This is a genomic window from Vaccinium witches'-broom phytoplasma str. VAC (genome assembly GCF_000309405.1).
Lineage (GTDB): Bacteria > Bacillota_I > Bacilli_A > Acholeplasmatales > Acholeplasmataceae > Phytoplasma.
This window is the reverse complement of the sequence record NZ_AKIN01000112.1, coordinates 1-234: the sequence shown is the minus strand read 5'-3', so window position 1 is coordinate 234 and position 234 is coordinate 1. Positions and strand designations below refer to the sequence as shown.

Genomic DNA, 234 nt, shown 5'->3' with positions numbered 1-234 from the left:
TCTTAAAAATCATTAGTCCTTCTTTTGAAAACAAAGATCCTTATCATAAACATCTATACTACCAAGAAATCTTTGATAAATTAAGAAAATTTATGGCTTTTATTCCTCATCAATCAAATAAAACCTTATTAACTTTAAATCAAATGTCCTCTGTCCATCCTGAATTTTTTGAAATTGATCAACAATCCAAACAAAAAATTCAAGAAGAATATTATCCGCCTATCAGAAACTTTC

The 234-nt window shown here is 26.5% G+C and carries 1 pseudogene; it reads left to right on the top strand.

What is annotated here, in order from left to right:
• A pseudogene (locus RI68_RS04065) lies at positions 1-234 on the top strand (replicative DNA helicase); the annotation flags it as partial.